Annotated in this window: 18 protein-coding genes; all 18 read left to right on the top strand. The window is 59.7% G+C overall.

The genetic code is table 11. From position 1 onward, the window contains the following. The first annotated feature begins 82 nt into the window (after positions 1–82). The 18 genes from ACQZ5N_RS12490 to trmB all read left to right on the top strand — a co-directional run bounded on the left by ACQZ5N_RS12490 (position 83) and on the right by trmB (position 18,876). Complete coding sequence (locus tag ACQZ5N_RS12490; protein ID WP_448733061.1) at positions 83–2,911, top strand: [protein-PII] uridylyltransferase; 2,829 nt, start codon at positions 83–85, stop codon at positions 2,909–2,911. 7 nt (positions 2,912–2,918) lie between these two features. Next, entirely contained in the window at positions 2,919–4,508 is a 1,590-nt protein-coding gene (murJ, locus tag ACQZ5N_RS12485) for a murein biosynthesis integral membrane protein MurJ (RefSeq protein ID WP_448733060.1), read from the top strand. Continuing rightward, positions 4,508–4,912: a VOC family protein gene (locus tag ACQZ5N_RS12480; protein ID WP_448733059.1), complete on the top strand. Its 405-nt coding sequence runs from the start codon at positions 4,508–4,510 to the stop codon at positions 4,910–4,912. The genes murJ and ACQZ5N_RS12480 overlap by 1 nt, the downstream gene beginning before the upstream one ends. A gap of 103 nt (positions 4,913–5,015) precedes the next feature. After that, on the top strand, positions 5,016–6,080 hold the full coding sequence (trpS, locus tag ACQZ5N_RS12475; RefSeq protein ID WP_448733058.1) for a tryptophan--tRNA ligase: 1,065 nt from the start codon (positions 5,016–5,018) through the stop codon (positions 6,078–6,080). Positions 6,081–6,194: 114 nt separating this feature from the next. Beyond that, positions 6,195–6,686 carry a universal stress protein gene (locus tag ACQZ5N_RS12470; protein ID WP_003503758.1) on the top strand — a complete coding sequence of 164 codons (492 nt, stop codon included), beginning with the start codon at positions 6,195–6,197 and terminating at the stop codon, positions 6,684–6,686. A gap of 144 nt (positions 6,687–6,830) precedes the next feature. Then, a complete protein-coding gene (locus ACQZ5N_RS12465; RefSeq protein WP_059759355.1) occupies positions 6,831–7,394 on the top strand; it encodes a NifU family protein in 564 nt (187 codons plus the stop codon). Positions 7,395–7,413: 19 nt separating this feature from the next. Next, positions 7,414–8,082: a tRNA (adenosine(37)-N6)-threonylcarbamoyltransferase complex dimerization subunit type 1 TsaB gene (gene tsaB, locus ACQZ5N_RS12460; RefSeq protein WP_448733057.1), complete on the top strand. Its 669-nt coding sequence runs from the start codon at positions 7,414–7,416 to the stop codon at positions 8,080–8,082. Between the two features lie 52 nt (positions 8,083–8,134). After that, entirely contained in the window at positions 8,135–8,629 is a 495-nt protein-coding gene (locus ACQZ5N_RS12455; protein WP_059759360.1) for a GNAT family N-acetyltransferase, read from the top strand. Positions 8,630–8,693: 64 nt separating this feature from the next. Next, positions 8,694–9,122 (top strand): Fur family transcriptional regulator, encoded by a 429-nt coding sequence (locus ACQZ5N_RS12450; RefSeq protein ID WP_003503749.1) that lies wholly within the window; start codon positions 8,694–8,696, stop codon positions 9,120–9,122. A 30-nt stretch (positions 9,123–9,152) separates the two neighbouring features. Further along, on the top strand, positions 9,153–9,947 hold the full coding sequence (gene olsA / locus ACQZ5N_RS12445) for a lyso-ornithine lipid O-acyltransferase (protein ID WP_174035507.1): 795 nt from the start codon (positions 9,153–9,155) through the stop codon (positions 9,945–9,947). Between the two features lie 65 nt (positions 9,948–10,012). Beyond that, the gene (gene miaB, locus ACQZ5N_RS12440; protein WP_065654573.1) at positions 10,013–11,416 is read left to right on the top strand and encodes a tRNA (N6-isopentenyl adenosine(37)-C2)-methylthiotransferase MiaB; all 1,404 of its coding nucleotides are present in this window, start codon (positions 10,013–10,015) and stop codon (positions 11,414–11,416) included. Between the two features lie 40 nt (positions 11,417–11,456). Then, complete coding sequence (locus ACQZ5N_RS12435) at positions 11,457–12,512, top strand: PhoH family protein (RefSeq protein ID WP_020812441.1); 1,056 nt, start codon at positions 11,457–11,459, stop codon at positions 12,510–12,512. 9 nt (positions 12,513–12,521) lie between these two features. After that, complete coding sequence (gene ybeY / locus ACQZ5N_RS12430) at positions 12,522–13,028, top strand: rRNA maturation RNase YbeY (protein WP_448733056.1); 507 nt, start codon at positions 12,522–12,524, stop codon at positions 13,026–13,028. 15 nt (positions 13,029–13,043) lie between these two features. Beyond that, positions 13,044–14,189: a hemolysin family protein gene (locus ACQZ5N_RS12425; RefSeq protein WP_448733055.1), complete on the top strand. Its 1,146-nt coding sequence runs from the start codon at positions 13,044–13,046 to the stop codon at positions 14,187–14,189. Between the two features lie 221 nt (positions 14,190–14,410). Beyond that, positions 14,411–16,000, top strand: coding sequence for an apolipoprotein N-acyltransferase (gene lnt / locus ACQZ5N_RS12420; protein WP_448733054.1), 1,590 nt, complete (start codon positions 14,411–14,413; stop codon positions 15,998–16,000). Between the two features lie 133 nt (positions 16,001–16,133). Further along, the gene (locus ACQZ5N_RS12415) at positions 16,134–16,553 is read left to right on the top strand and encodes a helix-turn-helix domain-containing protein (RefSeq protein ID WP_003520055.1); all 420 of its coding nucleotides are present in this window, start codon (positions 16,134–16,136) and stop codon (positions 16,551–16,553) included. 190 nt (positions 16,554–16,743) lie between these two features. After that, positions 16,744–18,006 carry a methionine adenosyltransferase gene (gene metK / locus ACQZ5N_RS12410; RefSeq protein WP_003520054.1) on the top strand — a complete coding sequence of 421 codons (1,263 nt, stop codon included), beginning with the start codon at positions 16,744–16,746 and terminating at the stop codon, positions 18,004–18,006. A 171-nt stretch (positions 18,007–18,177) separates the two neighbouring features. Beyond that, on the top strand, positions 18,178–18,876 hold the full coding sequence (gene trmB / locus ACQZ5N_RS12405; RefSeq protein ID WP_448733053.1) for a tRNA (guanosine(46)-N7)-methyltransferase TrmB: 699 nt from the start codon (positions 18,178–18,180) through the stop codon (positions 18,874–18,876). The last annotated feature ends 4 nt before the right edge of the window (positions 18,877–18,880 follow it).

The raw sequence follows: 18,880 nt of genomic DNA, 5'->3' as shown, positions 1-18,880 counted from the left end.
TGTCCATCGCCTTTAAAACTCGCTATAGGACACTCCCATCGCAAGTGGTGGGATTTCCCACAGGACATGGATACCGGCATAGATGGCCATCAAGGACCTGGATTTTTCCGACATTCTCGATGTATCGGCGCTAAAGCGCGAATGCGACATCATCTTCAAGGAAGACGGCAAACGCATTGCCGATATTCGCTCCGATCTGCTGCCGATCTTTCGCAAGGCCAGCACGGAAGGCCGGGAAAAGGCTAGAGAATTATTAAAAGCCGATGGCAGCGGCATCGATTGCGCCAGACGCATCTCCTGGCTTCAGGATCGGCTGATCGAAATCCTCTACGATCTCGCCTGCCAATATGTCTATCCGAAAGATACGCCGCAGATCGCGGTTGCCGCAGTCGGCGGTTATGGTCGTGGCACGCTCGCGCCCGGATCGGACATCGACCTCCTGTTCCTGCTGCCGGCCAAGAACACACCTGACATGCATAAGGCCGTGGAGTTCGTGCTCTACCTCCTCTGGGATCTCGGTTTCAAGGTCGGCCACGCCACCCGCACGGTGGATGAATGCATCCGCCTCTCCAAATCCGATATGACGATCCGCACCGCCATTCTGGAAGTGCGGGCGATCTGCGGCAAAAAATCCCTGACCGATGATCTCGAAAAACGCTTCGAGTCGGAAGTCGTCACCGGTACCGGCCCGGAATTCATCGCCGCAAAGCTCGCCGAGCGCGACCAGCGCCACCGCAAGGCGGGTGACACCCGTTATCTGGTGGAGCCGAACGTCAAGGAAGGCAAGGGCGGGTTGCGCGACCTGCACACGCTGTTCTGGATCGCCAAATATTATTATCACGTCCGCGATACGGCCGATCTGGTGAAGCTCGGCGTCCTGTCGCGGCGCGAACTCAGGCTGTTCGAAAAGGCCGATGATTTTCTCTGGGCCGTCCGTTGCCAGATGCATTTCATCACCAACAAGGCCGAAGAGCGCCTTTCCTTCGACATTCAGCGCGAAATCGCCGATGCGCTGGGGTATCAGCCGCGCCCCGGCCTTTCCGCCGTCGAGCGCTTCATGAAGCATTATTTCCTCGTGGCGAAGGATGTCGGCGATCTGACCCGCATCGTCTGCGCCGCCCTTGAAGATCGGCAGGCGAAGGACGTGCCGGGTCTTTCCGGCGTTCTCAGCCGCTTCGCCCATCGTGTTCGCAAGATTCCCGGCTCGGTGGAATTCGTCGAGGATCGCGGCCGTATTGCGCTCGCCAAGCCGGACGTCTTCAAGAACGACCCGGTCAATCTGATCCGGCTGTTCCACATTGCCGATATCAACAATCTCGAACTGCATCCCGATGCGCTGCGTGTCGTCACCCGCTCGCTGTCGCTCATCAATGACGAGCTGCGGGAAAACGAAGAGGCAAACCGGCTTTTCCTGTCGATCCTGACGTCGCGGCGCGATCCGGCGCTGACGCTGCGCCGCATGAACGAGGCCGGCGTTCTCGGCAAGTTCATCCCCGAATTCGGCAAGATCGTCGCGATGATGCAGTTCAACATGTATCATCACTATACGGTGGATGAGCATCTGATCCGCTCCGTCGGCGTGCTGTCGGAAGTGGACAAGGGAACGGCCGTCGATGCCCACCCGCTCGCCAACCAGCTGATGCCGAGCGTCGAGGAACGCGAGGCGCTTTATGTCGCCGTGCTGTTGCACGATGTGGCAAAGGGCCGGCAGGAGGACCACTCGATTGCCGGCGCGCGTGTCGCCCGCAAGCTCTGCCAGCGTTTTCGCCTCACCGGCAAGCAGACCGAAACGGTGGTCTGGCTGATCGAGCAGCATCTCTTGATGTCCATGGTCGCCCAGACGCGCGATCTGCACGACCGCAAGACCATTACCGATTTCGCCGACAAGGTGCAGTCCATGGAGCGGCTGAAGATGCTGCTTATCCTCACGGTCTGCGATATCCGCGCCGTTGGCCCGGGTGTGTGGAACGGCTGGAAGGGACAGCTGCTGCGTTCGCTTTATTACGAGACCGAACTGCTGCTCTCGGGCGGCTTCTCGGAAGTCTCCCGCAAGGAGCGCGCGCAGATCGCCCGGCAGGCGCTTTACGACGCACTCGACGATTGGGGCCAGAAGGCGCGGCGCAAATATACCAAGCTGCATTATGAACCTTATCTGCTGACGGTGGCGCTCGAAGACCAGGTGCGCCACACCCGCTTCATCCGTGAGGCCGACAAGCAGGAAAAAGCGCTGTCGACCATGGTGCGCACCCATTCCTTCCATGCCATCACGGAAATTACCGTCCTGGCGCCGGACCATCCGCGCCTGCTGTCCATCATCACCGGCGCCTGTGCGGCGGCCGGCGCCAATATCGCCGATGCGCAGATTTTCACGACGTCCGATGGGCGGGCGCTGGATACGATCCTGATCAACCGCGAATTTCCGATCGATGAGGACGAGACGCGGCGCGGCAACAATGTCGGCAAGCTCATCGAGGAGGTCCTGTCCGGCAAGCAGCGCCTGCCGGAAATGATCGCCACGCGCACCAAAAGCCGCAAGAAGAAGAGCGCCTTCACCATTCCGCCCTCCGTCATCATTTCCAACGGGCTGTCGAACAAGTTCACCGTCATCGAAGTGGAATGCCTCGACCGGCCGGGGCTTCTGGCGGATATGACGGCTGTGATCGCCGACCTGTCGCTCGATATTCACTCCGCCCGCATCACCACCTTCGGTGAAAAGGTCATCGATACCTTCTATGTGACGGATCTCTTCGGCCAGAAGGTGACGAATGACAACCGGCAGGCCAGCATCGCCACGCGCCTGAAGGCGGTGATGAGCGAGCAGGAAGACGAATTGCGAGACCGTATGCCGAACGGCATCATCGCCCACCCAGACGTGGCGGCCCTGCCGGCCGCGCGCACGGCAAAGGCTTGAAGCGACCATGAGTCTGATCGGCAAGTTCGCCACCGTCGGCACGGCCACGCTCGGCAGCCGCATCTTCGGCTTCCTGCGCGAAACCCTGATGGCCGCCGCCGTCGGCACCGGCCCGGTGGCTGACGCCTTCAACGCCGCTTTCCGTTTCCCCAATACCTTCCGGCGGCTGTTTGCCGAAGGTGCGTTCAACTCGGCTTTCGTGCCGCTTTTCGCCAAGGAAATCGAGGCGAACGGCATGGAGGGCGCAAGGCGCTTTTCCGAGGAAGTCTTCGGCGTCCTGTTCACCGTGCTTCTGGCTCTGACGATCCTGATGGAACTGTCGATGCCGTTCATCGTGCGCACGGTGATCGCGCCGGGCTTTCTGGAAGACCCGGTGAAATTCGAAAACACCGTCCATCTCGCCACCATCATGTTCCCCTATCTCGCCTGCATGTCTCTGGCGGCAATGATGGGCGGCATGCTGAACTCGCTGCATCGTTATTTCGCAGCCGCAATTGCTCCCGTTTTCCTCAACATCATCCTCATCGGCGTACTCGCTTTGGCCTGGTGGAAAAATTACGATCCGCTTCAGGTAGGTTATGCGCTCTCCTGGGGCGTGATGGCGGCGGGCCTGGTGCAGCTTGCCATCGTCTGGATCGCCGTGCGCAATGCCGGCATGCGCATCGGTTTCCGCAGGCCCCGGCTGACAAAGAATGTGCAGCGCCTTCTGGTTCTTGCCCTGCCGGCAGCGATTACCGGCGGCATCACCCAGATCAATCTGCTGATCAACACCAATATCGCCTCTGCCGGCGAAGGCGTGATCTCCTCGCTTGCCTATGCGGACCGCATTTACCAGCTGCCGCTCGGTGTCGTCGGCATTGCGGTGGCAACCGTGCTTCTGCCGGAGCTGGCGCGGGCTTTGCGCGGCGGGCATATGGTGGAGGCGGGAAGCCTGCAGAACCGCTCGGTCGAATTCGTGCTGTTCCTGACATTGCCGGCTGCCGCAGCACTTCTCGTCATGGCGGAACCTATCGTTCGTTTTCTTTATGAACGCGGCAACTTTTCGCCTTCGGCCACCATCACCGTCGCGCAAATCCTCGGTATCTATGGTCTTGGTCTGCCGGCTTTCGTGTTGATCAAGGCCTTCATTCCGGGCTTTTTCGCCCGCGAGGATACCCGCACGCCAATGATCTTCGCAGCGATTTCCGTCGTCGTGAACGTCTCCCTGGCGCTGACGTTGTTTCCGCGTCTCGGAGGCCCGGGCATCGCCATTGCCGAAATCACCGCCGGCTGGGTGAATGCCGCCCTGCTGTTCGGCATGCTCCTGTGGCGCGGTCACTGGCATGTGGATATTCCGCTGCTCACCCGCATTCCGCGTTTGCTGCTGGCTGCGGCCTTGATGGCAGGTTTCGTGCATTATGCGCTGACCTGGCTGACTTTCGAACTGTCTTCCGCCTCGTCCATTTTCGTGCGTGCGGGCACCATCATGGCTCTCGTTTTCGCAGCCATGCTGGTTTATTTCGTGCTCGCTTTCGTTTCCGGCGGTGCCGATATCGGCATGGTCAAACGAGCCATCCGCAAGCGCGGCAAAAAGAACGTCGAAACGGAGGCGGGCTGATGTCCTTTGCCGAAAAACGCCGCATCGCGCTTGTTACGCTTGTCGTGGATAACTACGATCGGGCAAAAGCGTTTTATTGCAATGTTCTCGGGTTCGAGTGCCTGTCCGATCAGCCGCTTGGTGATGGCAAGCGATGGCTGGTGGTGAAACCTGAAGGCAGCGATGGCGGTGCCCTGCTGCTTGCCCAGGCGGATGGTGAGCCGCAGAGGCTTGCCATCGGCAACCAGACGGGCGGCCGTGTCGGGTTTTTCCTGCACACTGACAATTTTCAACGCGATTACGAGACCATGCTCGCCCGCGGCGTGCGCTTTCTGGAAGAACCGCGCCACGAGGTTTACGGCTCCGTTGCGGTCTTTGTAGACCCTTATGGCAATCGCTGGGATCTTCTGGAACCGCGCGGCTGACATGCCCTGAAACCGCTTGATTGCTGGGGGCTGCGGGTGCATAAGCGCGCGTGCAATTCCAACCATGGGGCGGGGCCCTCCACAAGCCTTTTCGAGGACGACAATGAACGCATTCAAGCCGCTGGTTTTCTCGGGTGTCCAGCCGACCGGCAATCTGCATCTTGGCAATTATCTCGGCGCTATCCGCAAATTCGTGGCTTTGCAGGAAGATAACGACTGCATCTATTGCGTCGTCGACATGCATGCCATCACCGCGCAGCTCGTTCATACGGACCTGAAGGCGCAGACCCGCTCGATTGCGGCCGCCTTCATCGCCGCGGGCATCGATCCCGTAAAACATATCGTCTTCAACCAGTCGGCCGTGCCGCAGCATGCGGAACTGGCATGGGTGTTCAACTGCGTGGCGCGCATCGGCTGGATGGAGCGCATGACGCAGTTCAAGGACAAGTCCGGCAAGAATGCCGAGCAGGTGTCGCTCGGCCTGCTCGCCTATCCGAGCCTGATGGCCGCCGACATTCTCGTCTATCGCGCCACGCATGTTCCCGTCGGTGACGACCAGAAGCAGCATCTGGAACTTGCCCGCGATATCGCCCAGAAATTCAATATCGATTTCGGCGATCATATCCGCAAGGCCGGTCTCGGGCTCGATATCACCGTGGGCGATGAGCCGGTGCACGCCTATTTTCCGATGGTGGAGCCGTTGATCGGCGGCCCGGCGCCGCGCGTGATGTCGCTCAAGGACGGCACCAAGAAAATGTCGAAGTCCGATCCTTCCGATCTGTCGCGCATCAACCTGATGGATGATGTCGACGCGATCTCGAAGAAGATCAAGAAGGCGAAGACCGACCCGGACGCGCTGCCGAGCGAAGTGGAGGGCCTGAAGGGCCGTCCCGAGGCCGAAAACCTCGTCGGCATCTATGCCGCGCTGTCCGACAGGACCAAGGCGGATGTTCTTTCCGAATTCGGCGGACAGCAGTTCTCGGCCTTCAAGCCGGCCCTCGTCGAGCTTGCCGTCAATGTTCTGGCCCCCGTCAACAACGAGATGCGCCGCCTTCTCGATGACCCGACCCATATCGACGCCATCCTCAAACAGGGCGGCGAGCGGGCTCGCGCGATCGCCGAAAAGACGATGAACGAGGTGCGCGACATCATCGGCTTCCTGCGCTGACAGGTCGCTGCTGCGCGAATGCGGCGGGCGGTTTGCGCCTGCCGTGATTTGATATAATCTCCGCCCGAACCGTCGGGCGGTTTCTCGGATCACGGCGGATTGAGGGAGTGCGGAATGGTTTCAAAACGGCTATCGCGTCTGGAAGGGCATCGTCGCAAATTTCTCGCTGTTATCGATGACACACCGGAATGCGAAAGGGCCGTGCACTATGCCGGTCGTCGCGCCAAGAACTCCAATGGCGGACTGGTGCTGCTCTACATGATCCCGGAAGGCGATTTCCAGCAATGGCTGGGTGTCGAACAGATCATGCGGGCCGAGGCGCGTGAGGAGGCGGAAGCCACGCTTGCCAAGATCGCCCAGAAGGTGCGCGAGACCATCGGCATCGAGCCGGAAGCGGTGATCCGCGAAGGCAGTGCCACCGAGCAGATTCACGGGCTGATCGAGGAAGACCGCGATATAGCCATTCTGGTGCTCGCGGCTGGCTCGACGAAGGAAGGGCCGGGACCGCTTGTTTCCTCCATCGCCGGGCGAGGGGCGGCTTTCCCCATTCCTGTCACCGTGCTGCCGGATACATTGTCGGATGAGGAAATCGACGCGCTCTGCTGATCCGGGTCCCGGACAAGATTTAGGGGCTGACGATTTCTTGAATGTAATTATCATGTCAGGGCTTGAAGTGAAGCTTCGCCGGGCGTATTTTTTGGAAAAGTTCTAAATTGCGGGGCGTGAACGGCGACCTCGAAGGAGAAGACGATGTTCATTCAGACGGAAGCCACGCCGAACCCGACGACGCTGAAGTTCCTGCCGGGCAAAGTGGTGCTGGAAAGCGGTACGGCTGAGTTTCTCAACCCGTCGCAGGCGCAGGCTTCGCCACTGGCGGAACGCCTCTTCACCATTCCGGGCGTGACCGGCGTTTATTTCGGTTTCGATTTCATCACCGTCACCAAGGACGGCGCGGAATGGCAGCATCTGAAGCCCGCCATTCTGGGCTCCATCATGGAACATTTCATGTCCGGCCGCCCAATCATGGGCACGGCAATCGCTGCCGAAGTCTCGGATGAGGAAGGCGAGTTCTTCGAAGAAGGTGACGAAACCATCGTCGCCACCATCAAGGAACTGCTGGAAACCCGCGTCCGCCCCGCTGTGGCGCAGGATGGCGGCGACATCACCTTCCGCGGTTTCCGCGATGGTACCGTGTTCCTGAACATGAAGGGCGCCTGCTCGGGTTGCCCGTCCTCCACCGCCACGCTGAAGCATGGCGTTCAGAATCTGCTTCGCCATTTCGTGCCGGAAGTGCGCGAAGTCGAAGCGGTATAAAAGCGCAAGCCAGGCCATCATGATTGTTCTCGCACTCGACACCTCAGGTGTGGATTGTTCCGCCTGCGTTTATGACAGCGCCTCCGACAGGGTGCTCGGCGAGGTATGCGAAACGATCGGCAAGGGCCATGCCGAAAGGTTGATGGCGGTGGTCGACGGTGCTCTGGAGCAGGCGCAACTCTTGCTCCAGAATGTCGGGCGTATCGCCGTGACCATCGGGCCGGGGTCTTTCACCGGTATCCGCGTCGGGGTCGCCGCCGCGCGCGGTTTTGCCCTGTCGCTCGGCGTCGAGGCCGTGGGCGTTACCACGCTTGAAACGCTGGCGCTTCATCATCTGCTTGCAAATCCCGGTCAGCCCGTGGCCGTCGGGCTGGATGCCAAACGCGGCGAAGCCTATCTCCAGACATTCGGTGCGGATGGATCGCCGCTCCGCGAAGCTGCACTTCTGTCTCTGGACGACGCCAAAACGGTCACTACTGGTTTCGATGGCGTTGTCATCGGTTCAGCCGCACCGCTTTTGGCGGGGTTGGAGGCGGGTTCGGGACCGGATCACTTCCCGATTGCCTCGGTCGCGCGTGCTGCTGCGCGCAAGCCGGCTGGCCAGCCGAAACCCGCGCCGCTTTATCTGCGCGGGCCGGATGCCCGGCCGCAAACCGGTTTTGCGCTGGCACGTCAGGGCGTTGCCTGATAGGGCATTCGTCAGCCTGTGCGAATGATTCCTGTGATGCCCGATTCTTGCTATGTTTGACGAATACCTGAGCTGGAAGCCCTATTTCGAGATCGTGCCGATGCAGCATGAGGATTGCGCCGCGGTGGCGGAGCTGCATGCGCTGCGCTTTCCGCGCCCTTGGAACGACGGGGAGTTTTCCGGGCTGCTGACGCAAGGGGCTGTTTTCGGTGCTGTCGCACGCCAGACCAACGCCTTTTTCAGCAAGCCGCTCGGTGGTTTCGTGCTGGCGCGGGAAGTGGCGGGCGAAGCGGAAATCCTGACCGTTGCCGTGGCCGACAAGTTTGCACGCGCCGGTCTCGGCTGGCGTCTGATGCAGTCGGCCATCCGCGAGGCGATGATGCGCGGCGCCGAAACCATGTTTCTTGAGGTGGATAATAATAATGCCTCCGCGCTGGGGCTTTACAGGAAGCTAGGCTTCAAAACCGTCGCGGAACGCAAGGCCTATTACACCGCAAAGGATGGAACGAAGTCGACGGCGCTTGTCATGCGCCGCGATCTTCGCTAGTTCCCTGCGACAGGCATTTTTTCGGCGAAAGCCGCAAACCGGAATTCTCAAAAGGCCAGAAGACGTGACAGACCTTTCGAAAACGCTGGAGGAGCTTTGTGCCGAACGCGGCATGCGGATGACGGATCAACGCCGTGTCATCGCCCGCGTCCTTCAGGAGTCAGCCGACCATCCCGATGTCGAGGAGCTTTACCGCCGTTCCTCCGCCGTGGATCCGCGCATCTCGATTTCCACCGTCTACAGAACGGTGAAGCTGTTCGAGGATGCCGGCATCATCGAGCGTCACGATTTTCGCGACGGCCGTTCGCGCTACGAGACCGTGCCCGAAGAACATCACGATCACCTGATCGACCTGAAGAACGGCGTGGTCATCGAATTTCATTCGGCCGAGATCGAGGCCCTTCAGGAAAAGATCGCCCGGGAACACGGCTTCAAGCTCGTGGATCACCGGCTGGAACTTTACGGCGTGCCGTTGAAGCCCGGCGAACACTGAGACGCCGGTGAGCAGACGGGCGTTCCAATCATGATGTGGCTCCGGACAGCCTATATCGCGGTCGTTCTTCTGATCGTCACGCTCATATTGCTGCCGCTGCAACTATTGGGCCTTGCCTTCGACTGGCGGCTTCGCCGCCGCATTCCGCGCATCTGGCATCGCATCGCCTGCCATGTTCTCGGCATCCGTGTGCATGTGCATGGCGATGTGGAGCGGGCGAAGCCGCTGATGCTGGCGGTCAATCACGCCTCGTGGAAGGACATCCTCGTTTTGGGCAGCATTGCCGACGTGGTGTTCATCGCCAAGACGGAAGTGCGGGACTGGCCGGTTTTCGGTTGGCTCGCCCGCTTGCAGAAAAGCATCTTCGTTCAGCGTGAGCAGAAGCGCAGCACCGGCGCGCAGGTGAGCGAGATCGCCAGCCGCATGGCCGATGGCGAGATCGTCGTTTTGTTTCCCGAAGGCACCACCTCGGACGGCAACCGCATGCTTGCCGTCAAATCCTCGCTGTTCGGCGCGGCCTCCACCGCCGCTGAACAGGTGCCGGGCAAGCTGGTTTATGTGCAGCCGGTCGCCATCGCCTATACTAGGGTGCAGGGCATGGCCATGGGGCGCTATCATCGCGTCATCGCCGCCTGGCCGGGCAGCATCACGCTCGTGCCGCATCTGCTCGGCATCATCAGGGCCGGCGCCATCGATGTCGACGTGACATTCGGTGACAGCGTTCCGTTTCACAGCACGGATAACCGCAAGCGCCTGGCGACCGATATCGCCGCCTCCATCCGCTCCATGCTGGCCTTCAGCCTGCGCGGCGGGTGGCGGAATTAGCGAGATCGTAGTTTTCCCGGCATTTTTCTGTTTAATCTGGCCGTGAAAAACACTAGATAGCCGCCATGACCCAGGAAACGCTTGGCCTTGACGCCCCACCCATGATCGCCCGCGAGGGTTCGAACAGCAGAAAGGTCTTCATCAAGACCTACGGCTGTCAGATGAACGTCTACGATTCCGTCCGTATGAGCGATGCGCTGGCGAAGGACGGTTACGTTCAGACGGAGGATATGGGCGAGGCGGATCTGGTTCTGCTGAACACCTGTCATATCCGCGAAAAGGCGGCTGAAAAGGTCTATTCGGCGCTTGGCCGCCTGCGCGACATGAAAAAATCGCGCGAAGAGCAGGGTCGCGAATTCATGATCGGCGTTGCCGGCTGCGTTGCGCAGGCGGAAGGCGAGGAAATCCTTCGCCGTGCGCCCGCCGTCGATGTCGTCATCGGCCCGCAGACCTATCATCGTCTGCCGGACGCCCTGAAGCGGGTGCGCGGCGGCGAGCGTGTCATCGAAACCGAATATGCGGTCGAAGACAAGTTCGAGCACCTGCCCGTGGCCGAAAAGGCGACGCTGCGCACGCGCGGCGTAACAGCGTTTCTGACGGTGCAGGAAGGTTGCGACAAGTTCTGTACCTTCTGTGTCGTGCCCTATACGCGCGGTTCGGAAGTCTCCCGCCCCGTGCGCCAGATCGTCGATGAGGCGATGAAGCTCGTCGATGCCGGCGTGCGCGAGATCACGCTGCTGGGCCAAAACGTCAATGCCTGGCAGGGCGAAGGCCCGAAGGGCGAGAAATGGGGTCTGGCCGAACTGCTTTACCGGCTGGCGGAAATTCCCGGCCTCGCACGGCTTCGTTACACCACCAGCCATCCGCGCGACATGGACGAGCGCCTGATCGGCGCGCATCGCGATCTGCGCATCCTGATGCCCTATCTGCATCTGCCGGTGCAGTCCGGTTCGGACCGCATTCTGAAAGCGATGAACCGTCGACATACGGGTGAGGAATATATCCAGCTTATCGAAAAAATCCGCGCCGCCCGCCCTGATATTGCCATGTCGGGAGACTTTATTGTCGGTTTCCCTGGTGAGACGGATCGCGATTTCGAAGATACGATGGCGATGGTCGAGACGGTGAAATATGCGCAGGCCTTCTCGTTCAAATATTCCACCCGTCCCGGCACGCCGGGAGCCGATCTCACCGATCAGGTTGCGGAAGAGGTGAAGGCTGAGCGACTGGAAAGATTGCAGGCCCTGTTGCTGCGGCAGCAGAAGGAATTTGCGGAATCGCTGGTCGGAAAAACCATGGATGTGCTGCTGGAAAAGCCTGGCCGCATGCCTGAGCAGTTGATAGGTCGCTCTCCATGGCTGCAATCCGTGAATCTTGATGCAAAGACTTTGAAAATCGGTGACATTGTTAATGTACGAATCACCGCAACGGGTCCAAACAGCTTGTTTGCCGAGGTGGCAGGGAGTTAGAGTGAGGAGCCGACACTGATTGGGACAGGAGCCTGACCGCTTGAACGCACACGAATTGGTATCAAATTCATCGCGCCAGCCACGCCAAGCCGCGACCGACGCCAATCACTTCGTCCTCACGTTCGAGAATAACAGGATAGCGGGAGAGCTATTCGGTCAGTTCGATCAGAACCTGAAGCTTCTGGAACAGCGCCTCAATATCGACGCTCGCCCGCGCGGCAATTCCGTTGCCATCACTGGCGATGTCGTTGCCACCAATCAGGCCCGTCGGGCGCTGGATTTCCTTTATGAACGGCTGCTCAAGGGCGGAACCGCCGAGGTTTCCGATGTCGAAGGCGCGATCCGCATGGCCATGGCCGCAGACGACCAGCTGACCTTGCCGACGATGGAACGCAAGGCGAAGATTTCCATGGCGCAGATTTCCACACGCAAGAAGACCATCGCTGCCCGCACGCCGACGCAGGACGTCTACATGCGGGCACTGGAACAGTCCGAACTGGTTTTCGGCGTCGGCCCCGCCGGCACCGGAAAGACCTATCTTGCCGTCGCTCATGCGGCGCAGCTTCTGGAGCGCGGCGCGGTTGACCGCATCATCCTGTCGCGCCCCGCCGTCGAAGCGGGTGAGCGTCTGGGCTTCCTGCCGGGCGACATGAAGGAAAAGGTCGATCCTTATCTGCGTCCGCTTTATGACGCGCTTTATGACATGATGCCGGGCGACAAGGTGGAACGCGCCATTCAGGCGGGCGTCATCGAAATCGCGCCGCTGGCCTTCATGCGTGGCCGCACGCTTGCCAATGCCGCCGTCATTCTGGACGAAGCCCAGAATACCACGACCATGCAGATGAAGATGTTCCTGACCCGCCTTGGCGAGAACGGCCGCATGATCGTGACCGGCGACCCGAGCCAGGTGGATTTGCCGCGCGGCGTGAAATCCGGTCTTGTCGAGGCCCTGCAAATCCTTGGCGATGTCGAAGGCGTGTCCGTCGTGCGCTTCAAGGATGTCGATGTCGTTCGTCATCCAATGGTGGCGCGTATCGTCCGGGCTTACGAATCCCACACGGCCGTGCCGGATGAAAGCCTCGTGAAGGGCAGCTGACGTAAAGCAATGACAGCTCTGGATATTCAAATCAGCGTCGAGGCCGAAGGCTGGTCCTCGGAAGAGGACTTGGCTGCTTTTGCCACCACGGTGCTGGATGCGGCGGTCGATTTCCTGAAGCGGGAAGAGGACCAACCCTTCCCGAAAATGCCGGTGGAACTGTCGCTGGTCTTCACCGACGACGAAAATATTCGCGAAATCAACGCTGAGTGGCGCGACAAGGACAAGGCAACCAATGTCCTGTCTTTCCCGGCTTTTCCGCTGGAGCCGGGCGGAATGCCGGGCCCGATGCTGGGCGATATCGTCATCGCGCGCGAGACGGTTGAACGCGAGGCCCTTGAACTTGAGAAGAGTTTCGGGGATCATCTGACCCATCTGCTCGTTCATGGGTTCCTGCATTTGTTCGGTTACGACCACATGGACGAGGAAGAAGCGGAAGAAATGGAGTCGCTTGAGACTCGCATTTTGGCGGTGCTTGGCCTATCTGATCCTTACGCGGGTCAGGAACCGCTTTAAATATTGTCTGGAGCCATGAACGAACATTCTGCACGACCTGCCAGTGAGGGCAGAGAAAACGGCGAGCAGTCCTCTTCGGAGGAGGGCAGTAGTCACTTACGTCAAGACTTCACTGCAAAGCCGAGATCGACGATCTGGTCGCGTATCGCGCGGTTGCTGAAACCGTCACAGGGCGAGCGCCTGCGCGAGGATTTGACCGACGCGCTGATGGACGACACCGAAATCGGTGCGGCCTTTTCGCCTGAAGAACGGGCGATGCTGAACAATATCCTGCGTTTCCGCGAGATTCGAGTCGAAGATATCATGATCCCGCGTGTGGATATCGACGGTCTCGATGAGAATATGACGATTGGCGATGCGCTGATCCTCTTCGAGGAAACCGGGCGTTCCCGCATGCCGGTCTATGACGAGACGCTGGATAATCCGAGGGGCATGATCCATATTCGCGATCTGCTGGCCTATGTCGCCAAGCAGGCCCGCAACAAACGCCGGGCCGGTTCGCGAAGCGTCGCTTATGGTGAGGTGAAGGCGCCGCGTTCACCGCGGCCGAATTTCGACCTGGCACGTGTCGATCTGGAGCAGACGGTCGCCGCTGCCGGGCTGGTGCGCAAAATTCTTTTCGCACCGCCCTCCATGCTGGCCTCCGACCTTTTGAAGACGATGCAGGCGCAGAGAACCCAGCTTGCGCTGGTGATCGATGAATATGGCGGCACCGACGGTCTCGTCAGCCACGAGGATATCGTCGAGATGGTCGTGGGTGACATCGATGACGAGCACGACAAGGACGAGGCGATGTTCTCCCGTCTTTCCGCCGATGTGCTTGTCGCGGATGCGCGCGCGGAACTCACCGAACTTGCCGAGGCGATCGGGCCGGAATTCGATGTTCGTGAACATCTGGAGGAAATCGATACGCTCGGCGGTCTCATCTTCTTCGCGCTCGGCCGCATTCCGGCCAAGGGCGAGGTGGTCCGGGCCGTGCCCGGTTTCGAGTTCCAGATCCTCGATGCGGACAGCAGGCGTATCAAGGGCGTTCGTATCGTCCGGGATCACGGTTCCGAAGGTGAGGATGATCGCGCTCCGGGCGAAGCGGGCGCCAATGAGGTGATTGCGCTGCCTGCGCCGGATGTCCGCCTTATCACGCACCAGCAGAACGCCGATTAAGGAAGGTCGACGGGGTTTTCTCCGTCGCTTCCACCTTTCGACATATCAATCCGACAGGTATGAATGCCCGTGTTCGGCGTCGAAAACAACACATGGCGCTTCGGTCGCCATGCGTCCTGTGGACTGCGAATCTTTTTTCCTTTACGTCGGGTCTGAGGGGAAATTCCGTGACGCGGCCTTGCCGGCGGCGGGCTTTTCCGGACGCGATAAACGGAGATGGCATGGAGCGTCTTGCAGGCAGGGTAATGCTGGCCGGCGGCATGAGCCGCGCAGTTATGGCGATTGCCGCAGGTGCGGTCGGGGCGCTCGCTTTGCCTCCATTCGGCTTTTTCGCGGCGCTGTTTTTGTCTTTCACCCTGCTTGTCTGGCTCGTGGATGGCTGCACCGGCAAGCCGGGCGGCGGCCTCTTCAGCCGCATCCTGCCGGCCTTCGGCATCGGCTGGTGTTTCGGGCTCGGTTATTTCGTCGCGGGCCTGTGGTGGCTTGGCAATGCTCTCCTGCTGGAGGCCGATGAATTCGCGTGGGCGCTGCCGCTCGCCATTCTTGGCCTTCCCGCTTTTCTGGCGTTGTTCTACGGTTTTGCGGTTGCCGCAGCCAATCTCCTCTGGTCGGAGGGCCTCGGCCGTATCGCTGCACTTGCTGCCGCATTCGGCTTTTCGGAATGGCTGCGCAGCTTCCTGGCCACCGGCTTTCCCTGGAACGCCATCGGCTATGGCATCATGCCCATCCCGATCATGATGCAGTCGGCACATCTGCTTGGCCTTTTCAGTATAACGACGCTTGCGGTTTTCATCTTCGCCTCGCCGGCGCTGATAGGCACGAAAAAAGGCATGTGGCCGGGTCTCGCCTTGGCAGGGCTGCTGCTGGCCGGCCATTTCGGTTATGGCTTCTACCGTCTCCAGATGCCGGCGGAATTGCCCGCAGACGCACTGACCGTTCGGATCGTGCAGCCTTCCATCGATCAGTCACGCAAGATGCTGAACGCAGACAGGGCGGAGATTTTTGGCGAGCATCTACGGCTCTCTGCTCTGCCGCCCGGCGAAGGGAAAAAGCGCCCTGATATCATCGTCTGGCCGGAAACCTCCGTGCCGTTCATTCTGACGCAAAACCCGGATGCTCTGGCGGAAATCGCCAAAACGCTGGAGGATGGGCAGGTGCTGTTCACCGGCGCCGTCAGAATGGAAGATCAGGGGGCAGGCCGCCCGCCGCGTTATTACAATTCGGTCTATGCGATCGACAGCCAGGGCGAGATCATCGGCGCGACCGACAAGGTGCATCTGACCCCCTTTGGCGAATATGTTCCCTTTGAAGGCATCCTGCGGGAATTCGGCATCGACAATGTCATCGCCCTGCCGGGGGGCTTTTCCGCCGCTTCCTCGCGCACGCCGCTCACGCTTCCTTCAGGCAAGACCTTCTATCCTCTCATCTGTTACGAGATCATTTTCCCGGGTGAGATGACGCCGGGGCTGGCCGGCTCGGCCGCCATCCTGAATGTGACCAATGATGGCTGGTTCGGCGATACGCCCGGCCCCTATCAGCATTTTCTGCAGGCGAGAGTCCGGGCCGTTGAGACAGGCGTGCCGGTGATTCGCGGTGCCAATACCGGAATTTCCGCCGTCATAGACCCTTATGGCCGCATTATTGCGGGGCTCGACTACGGTCGGGTGGGAATTGTTGACGCCACTTTGAGTGGTGGGTCAAACGACGCATTTACTTACGACACACATCGGACGTATTTCTGGTTGATTTTTTCTATCTTGATGATCGTTGCGGTATTTCCCGCCTTGAGTTTCGCTCGGCGCCAGAATTGACCGGGAACCCCTGTAATTGCATAGTGAATACGTCAGTCGTAAAACAAGTTTAGACGCTGTCGAATTGCCGACTCATTTCTTCGAATAGTAATGAAGCGAGATATCAACCCTTTCCGAGTGTCAGGACCGCATGATGACCGAGAATAAGAAAAAGCCTAACCCCATCGACATTCATGTCGGAAGCCGAATTCGCCTTCGCAGAACCATGCTCGGAATGAGCCAGGAGAAGCTGGGTGAAAGTCTCGGAATTACCTTTCAGCAAATCCAGAAATATGAAAAAGGCACGAACCGCGTTGGCGCCAGTCGCCTCCAGAATATTTCCGCGATCCTCAATGTGCCCGTTTCCTTTTTTTTCGAAGATGCACCCGGCGATCAGGCTGGCGGCACACCCGGCATGGCAGAGGCGTCGAGCTCCAATTACGTGGTCGACTTTCTGTCCTCGGCTGAAGGTCTGCAGCTGAACCGCGCCTTCGTGAAGATCGCCGATCCGAAGGTTCGCCGCCGCCTCGTCGATCTCGTCAAGGCGCTCGCCGCCGAAGGTGACGCCGAGTAAGCGCAGCCCGCGCGACGCAGAAAATTTCCGGCACGGGATGCCGGGCACTCAACGGTCCGCAAGGACCGTTTTTTTGTGCTCGATTAGAAAGGAATTCTCACATAAAGATATATTTATGTGGTTGTGTCCTTGTTTTTCACGGCCGAAATGACTAACAAACTCCAAGACCGTTCTTTGAGGGGAATCCCGCATGCGTGCCAATTATCTGTTCACCAGCGAGTCCGTGGCCGAGGGTCATCCGGACAAGGTTTGTGATCGTATTTCCGATGAAATCGTGGATCTCATCTATCGTGAAGCGTCCAAGACGGGCGTTGATCCCTGGACCGTGCGCATCGCATGCGAAACGCTTGCGACGACCAACCGCGTCGTTATCGCCGGTGAGGTTCGGGTTCCCGATACGCTTCTGAAGAAGGACAAGGACGGCAAGGTCCTCAAGGACGCCGCTGGCCATCCGGTCATCAACCCGTCGAAGTTCAAGTCCGCCGCCCGCAAGGCGATCCGCGACATCGGCTACGAGCAGGATGGTTTCCACTGGAAGACCGCCAAGATCGACGTTCTCCTGCATCCGCAGTCTGCAGACATCGCGCAGGGCGTGGACAACGCCTCCGACAAGCAGGGCGACGAGGGCGCCGGCGACCAGGGCATCATGTTCGGTTACGCCTGCAAGGAAACGCCGGACCTCATGCCGGCTCCCATCTATTATTCCCACCGTATCCTGCAGCTGCTCGCCACCGCCCGTAAAAGCGGCGAAGGCGAAGCGGCAAAGCTCGGCCCCGACGCCAAGAGCCAGGTTACGGTTCGTTACGTCGACGGCAAGGCGGCGGAGGCCGTGTCCATCGTTCTGTCCACGCAGCATCTCGATGCAAGCTGGGATTCGAAGAAGGTTCGCGCCGTTGTCGAGCCCTATATCCGCGAAGCTCTGGGCGACCTGAAGATCGCTGACGATTGCCAGTGGTACATCAACCCGACCGGCAAGTTCGTCATCGGCGGTCCCGATGGTGATGCCGGCCTGACGGGTCGCAAGATCATCGTTGACACCTATGGCGGCGCTGCGCCCCATGGCGGCGGTGCATTCTCCGGCAAGGACACGACCAAGGTCGACCGTTCCGCCGCCTATGCCGCTCGTTATCTCGCCAAGAACGTCGTGGCTGCCGGTCTTGCCGAGCGCTGCACGATCCAGATTTCCTACGCGATCGGCATCGCCCAGCCGCTGTCGATCTATGTCGATCTGCATGGCACGGGCAAGGTTAGCGAAGACCAGGTCGAGGCCGCGATCCGCAAGGTCATGGACCTTTCGCCGTCGGGCATTCGCCGTCATCTCGATCTCAACAAGCCGATCTACGCCAAGACGTCTTCCTACGGCCATTTCGGCCGCAAGGCCGGCCGTGACGGCTCCTTCTCCTGGGAGAAGCTCGACCTGGTGAAGCCGCTCAAGGAAGCTTTGAGCGCTTGAAGCATTTCCAGTAAAATTGCGTAGCGGTTTTACGTCCGGAAAATGCGTCAACCAGATATCGCGCTTGTTATTTGACGGCGATTGAGAGATACCGTCACCAACTTTTGTAACCCGCACAGCGCCTCATGTGGCGCTGTGCGGGTTAAGTCTATTTGTTCTTGAGAGTATGAGATGACGGAAGAACGGCGTTCGCGCGCGACGGAAGCGTTTTTTGGCAGACGCAAGGGCAAGCCCCTGCGCAATCAGCAGGTCGATACAATCGAGAACCTGTTGCCTTTGCTGAAAATCGATCTGGAAAGCGCCCCGCCGCAAAATCTCGCTGCTCTTTTCCCCGCGGATGTGCGGTCGATCCGTCTGGAGATCGGTTTCGGCGGCGGCGAGCATCTCGCCCACCGCGCGGTTGAAAACCCGGAGACGGGTTTCATCGGCGTGGAACCTTTCGTTAATTCCATGGCCAAGCTGCTCGCCGCCGTGCGCGAACGCGAGTTGATGAATATCCGCCTTTACGACGATGATGCGACGCAATTGCTGGACTGGCTGCCCGAGGGGTCGATCGATCATATCGACCTTCTCTATCCTGACCCGTGGCCGAAGAAGAAGCACTGGAAGCGTCGTTTCGTTTCAGACGTCAACCTTGCCCGCTTCCATCGCGTGCTGAAACCCGGCGGAAAGTTCTGCTTCGCTTCCGATATCGATACCTACGTCAACTGGACGCTGCAGCATTGCGCCCGCCGTGGTGGTTTCGAATGGACGGCGGCGAGCGCTGATGACTGGCGCACGCCATACGCCAACTGGCCGGGCACGCGCTATGAGAACAAGGCGAAAAGAGAAGGCCGCAGCTCGGCCTATCTCACCTTCATTCGTCGTTGAGCGA

Source organism: Agrobacterium sp. 22-221-1, from assembly GCF_053522445.1.
This window is presented reverse-complemented; position numbering and strand designations above follow the sequence as displayed.